7 protein-coding genes are annotated in these 5,896 nt (G+C 66.0%); all 7 read left to right on the forward strand.

Annotation, left to right across the window (positions count from 1 at the left end; all coding sequences use genetic code 11):
• Positions 1 to 449: ATPase, T2SS/T4P/T4SS family (locus tag WCZ84_RS13465; protein WP_372686791.1), on the forward strand; the 449-nt coding region annotated here is incomplete at its 5' end.
• Positions 446 to 1,429 carry a type II secretion system F family protein gene (locus WCZ84_RS13470; protein WP_372686792.1) on the forward strand — a complete coding sequence of 328 codons (984 nt, stop codon included), beginning with the start codon at positions 446 to 448 and terminating at the stop codon, positions 1,427 to 1,429. The genes WCZ84_RS13465 and WCZ84_RS13470, both read left to right, overlap by 4 nt.
• 3 nt (positions 1,430 to 1,432) lie before the next feature.
• A complete protein-coding gene (locus WCZ84_RS13475; RefSeq protein WP_372686793.1) occupies positions 1,433 to 2,374 on the forward strand; it encodes a type II secretion system F family protein in 942 nt (313 codons plus the stop codon).
• Between the two features lie 25 nt (positions 2,375 to 2,399).
• Positions 2,400 to 3,176: a tetratricopeptide repeat protein gene (locus tag WCZ84_RS13480; protein WP_372686794.1), complete on the forward strand. Its 777-nt coding sequence runs from the start codon at positions 2,400 to 2,402 to the stop codon at positions 3,174 to 3,176.
• Positions 3,177 to 3,194: 18 nt separating this feature from the next.
• Positions 3,195 to 3,704: a TadE/TadG family type IV pilus assembly protein gene (locus WCZ84_RS13485; protein WP_372686795.1), complete on the forward strand. Its 510-nt coding sequence runs from the start codon at positions 3,195 to 3,197 to the stop codon at positions 3,702 to 3,704.
• Positions 3,701 to 4,321, forward strand: coding sequence for a TadE/TadG family type IV pilus assembly protein (locus tag WCZ84_RS13490; RefSeq protein WP_372686796.1), 621 nt, complete (start codon positions 3,701 to 3,703; stop codon positions 4,319 to 4,321). Before WCZ84_RS13485 ends, WCZ84_RS13490 begins: the two co-directional genes overlap by 4 nt.
• A gap of 10 nt (positions 4,322 to 4,331) precedes the next feature.
• On the forward strand, positions 4,332 to 5,896 hold a 1,565-nt coding region (locus tag WCZ84_RS13495; protein WP_372686797.1), incomplete at its 3' end, for a pilus assembly protein TadG-related protein.

The following is a 5,896-nucleotide window of genomic DNA, read 5'->3' on the forward strand; positions in this document are numbered from 1 at the left end:
CGGACCGCATCATCCTGGGCGAGACCCGCGGCCCCGAGGCGCTGGACGTGCTGCAGGCCATGAACACGGGCCACGACGGCTCGATGACCACGTTGCACGCCAACAGCCCGCGCGACGCGGTCACCCGCCTCGAAAGCATGGTGATGATGGCCAACGGCAACCTGCCGCTGTTCACCATCCGGCGCCAGATCGCCAGCGCGGTCAACCTCATCGTGCAGGTCGAGCGCATGCGCGACGGCAGCCGCAAGGTGACCAGCATCGTCGAAGTGGCGGGCATGGAGGGCGAGGTCATCGTCATGCAGGAGCTGTTTCAATTCACGTACGACGCCAGTTCGTTCGATGAAGAAGTGCGCGGCACGTTCGACACCAGCGGCCTGCGCCCCCTGTTTGCCGAACGGGCCCGCTATTTCGGCATGGAAAACGCCCTGGTGGAGGCAATGCGGCCATGAGTCCGGTCGACGTCGTCACGCTGGTCATTTTTGCGGCCGTCATTCTGCTGGGGCTGGCGGTACTGGTGATTTCAGGGGCCTGGCGCCAGCGCCCGCGCAACCTGTTGCGCGCGCAGCTGCAGAACATCAGCGGGCGCACGGGCAACGAAAGCCGCGACCGCCTGCTGCAGAGCCTGCAGCGCGCACAGCTCGAGGCACGCCGGCGCAAGCGGCGCGAGGCCATGGGGGGCATCGGCTATCATCTGAATCGCCTCGATACCGTGGCGGGGCATTGGGGCGCGCGGGTTCTGGGCCTGCTGGCTTTGGGCCTGGCGCTGTTCGGCGCGCTGCTGTATGCGCTGGGCCTGCTGCCGCAGGCGCTGTGGGTGGCCGCGCTGGCCATCCTGGTCGTGCCGGTGCTGGTCGCCATGTGGCTGTACCGGTTGCTCATCAACCGGTTCAGCAAGCGTTTTCTCAACCAGATGCCCGACGCGCTGGGCATGATCGTGCGCGCCAGCCAGGCGGGCATTCCGGTGACCCAGTCCATCCACAACGTGGGCCTGCAGTTCGAGGCGCCGCTGGGCGCCGAGTTCCTGCGCATGGGCAACAGCCTGCTGCTGGGCGAAGACCTGGAAGACGTGCTCGACAAGGCCGTGCGCCGCATCGAGTTGCCGGATTTCACGTTTTTTTCAGTCTGCGTGCTGCTGCAGCGCGAATCGGGCGGCTCCATCGTCGAGGCCCTGGAGAACCTCGCCGCCATTATCCGGGCGCGGCGCGAACTGCAGCTCAAGGCGCGCGCCCTGACGGCCGAAGGGCGCCTGTCGGGGCAAATACTGGCCGGCATTCCGTTTGCCATCGTCGCCATGCTGTATGCCAGCAACCCCAGCTACATCATGACCCTCTTCACCACCGACACCGGGCGCATGCTATTGTGGCTGGCGGGCGGCATGCTGGTGGTCGGCATCCTGATGATCCGGCATATCGCCAACCTGAAGGTGTGAGCCATGGCCCATTCTGACGCGTGGTTGTACCTGTTGCTGCTGGTCCTGGTCATACTCGGGGCCGGCATTTACCTGTATGGGCGCTCGAACCAGCGCCAGCGCCTGCGCGAGCGCGCCGAGGCCGAGATCGAACGGCGCGGGGCGGTGTTTGCCGAGCGCCGCGGGCTGGACCAGGTGCGCAGCCGCGGGGCCAGCTTCCTGCTGCACCTGGGGGCCATGCTGCCCATGCTGAGCCGCGCCCAGCGGGCCGAGTCGACCTCCAAGCTGATGGCCGCCGGGTACCGTTCCAACCAGGCCATGCTGGTGCTCATGGGCACCATCGTGCTCAGCGTGCTGGCCAGCGTGGGCCTGACGGCCTGGCTGGCCGAACCCTATCTGGCCGAGCGCGGCCTGGCGGCCTGGATTCTGGCCTTGTTGCTGGCGGCCTACCTGGGCAGCATGGTGCCGCGCCTGGTGCTCGACCGCCTGGTGGCCCGCCGCCAGGAAGCCATCCGCCTGGCCTTGCCCGATGCGCTGGACCTGATGGTCATCTGCACCAACGCCGGCTTGGCCCTGGCCGCGGCGCTGGACCGCGTGGCCGAAGAGATGGGGGTGGTATCGCCCGCCCTGGCCGATGAGCTCAAGTTCACGGCCACGGAACTCAAGCTCAGCAGCGATGTCGAACGGGTATTGAACGGCCTGGCCAACCGTACCAACATCGAAGGCATGCGCACGCTGGTCAGCACGTTCTTGCAGGCCCGCCAGTATGGCACGGCAATCACCCAGGCTTTGCGCATCCTGGCCCGGTCCGAGCGCACTGCACGCATGATGCGCCTGGAAGAAATGGCCGCCAAGCTGTCGGTCAAGATGACGCTGCCCATGATGCTGTTCATCCTGCCAACGGTGATCATCGTCGGGGCGGGGCCGGCCATGTTGAACCTGTCCAAATTTTTTGCGTCGCAGTAAGGCCGCGTCGCCCGAGAGCCCGCTTATGATTCGTTCCTTCAGGCATCACACCGCAGGGTTGGCCCTGATGCTCGCACTGGCGGCCTGTGCGCCGCTGCAGCCCGAGGTGCGCCCGGTGTCCAGCGCCGTGGATCCGGCCCTGATGGCCGCCAGCGAGCTGCGCATTGCCGCCAGCGCGCTGCAAAGCGGCGACCTGGAGGTCGCGCGCTCGCTCTATACCGAGCTGAGCCGCTCGCATCCGGGGCAGACCGACGTCTGGCTGGGTCTGGGCGATGCCCATTTCCTGGGCGCCAACTACGAGGCGGCCCGCGCGGCCTACAGCCGGGCCGAAGCGCTGGACCCCGACCTGCCCGAGGCCCAGCTCGCGCTGGCGCGGGTGGACGTGCGGGTGCGCCATCTCGACGAGGCCCAGGCCCGCTATCGGCGTGTCCTGGCGCAGACGCCGGACAGCCCGGTGGCCCTGGCGGGCCTGGGGGTGACGCAAGACCTCTCCGGGCGCCACGACGACGCGCAGAACACCTATCGCAAAGGCCTGTCCGCGCACCCGGACGACGAGGTCCTGCGCACCAACCTGGGGCTTTCGCTGGCGCTCAGCGGCAAGGCGCGCGATGCCGTCAATACGCTCCTGGGCCACGACGGCGTGGCCAACGGCCTGCCGCAGCGGCGCGACAACCTGGCCCTGGCCTATGGCCTGCTGGGGCGCGACGATGCCGCCGAAAACATCCTGCTCAGCTATCAGCCGCGCGGCCAGGTGCAGGACAACCTCGAGTTCTACCGCTATTTGCGCGAACATCTCAAATAGGCTTGCCATGGGGGGGCCGTGCGTACTGTCATCCAGCGTCTGAAACACCTGCGGAACCGGCAACGCGGCGCGACGGCGCTCGAATTCGCCATCGTGGCGCCGCTGGTCTTCGTGGTGATTTTCCTGAGCCTGGAGATCGCTTTCATGCTGGTGGCCGACGCCACGCTGGATCAGGCCGCCAGCCGCATCGCGCGCCACAGCAAGGTCGTAGAGCGCGACGACAGCTTCCAGGAGCAGCAATGCCACGACATGGTCATGGGGATCCTCGAAGACACGTTGTCGGTCTGGAGCGACCGCCGCGGCCTGTACGCAGAGGCCAAGCTGTACAAGCCGGGCGAAGACAATAGCTTCAAGAACAAAGACGATCCCGACTACCGAGACAAGATCGTCTGCGACCTGGGCAATGCCGGCGATATGGTGGTGTTTCGCCTGGGTTTCGAGCGCCCCGGCTTGACCGGCCTGATTTCGCTGATGGGCCTGCGCGTGCTGCAATTCGAACGGACGGTGATCATCCAGAACGAGCCATGAAGCCAGTGACTTTGACCCGGGCTTTCGCCCGCGCCCAGCAGGGGGTGGCCGCCATCGAGGCGGCCCTGGTGCTGCCGCTGATGCTGTTCTTCATCGTCGGCATCGTCGAGCTCTACCAGTATTACCGGGCCGATGCCATCATGACCCGAGCCGCGTTTTCGGTGGCCGACGGCCTGGCCATGCAGCCCGAGCTGTACGGCGCCGGGCCGTGCAACCTGACGGACCACGTCTGCACGTATGGCGCCATCATGCCCGAACTCATGCGCCCGGTGGACTACGCCGACGGCGGCCAGCTGCGTATCCGCCTGTTTGCCACGCAGGAACAGACTACGGGCTCGGGCAAGAACAAACAGACCAAGACGGTATGGAACACCAGCCCCGCCTGGGGCCGCTCCTGCAACGGGGCCGGCACCTGCACCAGCTTCACAGCGGCGTACCAGGGGGATGGCATGCCGGCGCCGAACAAGGATGACACTATACTGGTGGTGGAAGTCATCCAGGCGTATGAACCTTTCGTGATCAGTTCACGGTTCTGGGAGGCACTGGGGGGCCGGCGCACGCTGACGGCCATCTCGTTCTACCGCCCCCGGTTCGATGACCTGAAAAACTTGCAATAGGGTGGGCCCAATGAAGGCACAAATAGTCACGCCGATCCAGCAACGAGGGCAGCGCTTCGCACGCGACGAGCGCGGCGCCGTGGCCATCATTGCGATTCTTTCCTTTTCGGCGATTCTCGGCACGTCGCTGTTCGCCATCGACATGGTGCGCCACAACGTCGCCCAGACCCGGCTGCAGAGTGCGCTGGATACCGCGGTGATTTCCGCCGGGCGCAAGCTGGCAGACTTCGACCCCAACAACCCGGCCCAGAACCAGGCCTGGCAGGATGACGCCTATGGCTACTTCCGGGCGAACATGCCGGGGGGCTACCTGGGCATGCAGCTGCCACGCGACGCCCTGCACATCGAATACATCGAAGACAAGGCGCCGGGCAGCGCGATCCGCACCGCACAGCGCGTCAAGATGTCGGTCTCGAGCGACCTGCCGCTGCTCAGCACGGGCTATTTCGACCAGACCGCCTGGCCGGTGGCCGCCAGCAACCAGGCGCGGCGCAAGGTGCGCAACGACCTCGAACTGGTGCTGGCGCTCGATAACTCCGGCTCCATGGACGAATCGGCGGGCTCCAAGATGGGCACGCGCATGGCCGTGCTTAAGACATCGACGCGGGATCTCATCCAGACGGTGATGGACGCCGCCGCCGCGGGCGCGGCCGACCACGAGGACGACGGCGACGAGATCCGCGGCGCGTTCATCGGCCTGGTCCCGTTCAACGACGTGGTCAACGTGGGCAACGTGCCCACGGCCCGCAACGCCTGGATGGCCGACTGGCTGGGCCGCTATCCAGACCAGCAGAACTACATCCGATATAACTGGTCGGGCTGCATCGCCGAGCCGGCCGGCAATTGGAGCGACAGCAACCGCCTGCCGGCCGAGGCCCTCACGCCCCTGGCGGGCTTCCAGCCCCTGGTCAGTATTTATGCCAAGGCCTACGCCGCCGGCGACCTGGGCCTGGGCAGCAACCAGCGGCTGGTGGCCCGGGCCGACTACCCGGGGACCGGCGTGGGGTTCCTGGCGCCCAGCAGCGCCAGCAAAGACCGCCGTGTGACGGCCAATTTCGTGCCCGCAGCCACCAGCAACATCCAGACGCGTTTTACGCTCGAGCCGCAATATTGCGCGCGCTCGATGGTCCAGTTTTTCGTCGGGGCGCTGGAAGAGCAGCAAGACAAAAGCCTGAACGCGGCCGTGCAGTCCATGCAGAGCTATGGCGGCACCAACGTGGGCATGGGCCTGCTGTGGGCCTGGCGCATGCTGGATCCGGCCTGGCGCGGCACCGACATCGGCTGGGGGCACGCGGGCCTGCCGCGCGATTATGAAACCGACAAGCTCAACAAGGTGATTGTGCTGCTCAGCGATGGCGACAACGCGCCCAGCGGCGTGGTGCAAAGGGTATCCGAGTCGTATTCGAACAAGTTCGCCGGCTTCAACATGGCCTATGCCTACGAAGAGACCAGCAAACAAACCTGTACGACCAGTGGGAAGAAACAAACCTGTAGTTACAAATGGGATGATCCCAAGAAAATCAGCCTGAAGACGGCCACCAAGGCGATCGACCTGCCCAGTGTGAGCAGCTTCAA

It is taken from the genome of Castellaniella sp. (assembly GCF_041675725.1).
Classification (GTDB): domain Bacteria; phylum Pseudomonadota; class Gammaproteobacteria; order Burkholderiales; family Burkholderiaceae_B; genus Castellaniella.

Bases quoted from the DNA above. Each gene is read 5' to 3' on its own strand.
- WCZ84_RS13470 (WP_372686792.1), top strand. From the start codon at position 446: ATGAGTCCGGTCGACGTCGTCACGCTGGTCATTTTTGCGGCCGTCATT.
- WCZ84_RS13475 (WP_372686793.1), top strand. From the start codon at position 1,433: ATGGCCCATTCTGACGCGTGGTTGTACCTGTTGCTGCTGGTCCTGGTC.
- WCZ84_RS13480 (WP_372686794.1), top strand. From the start codon at position 2,400: ATGATTCGTTCCTTCAGGCATCACACCGCAGGGTTGGCCCTGATGCTC.
- WCZ84_RS13490 (WP_372686796.1), top strand. From the start codon at position 3,701: ATGAAGCCAGTGACTTTGACCCGGGCTTTCGCCCGCGCCCAGCAGGGG.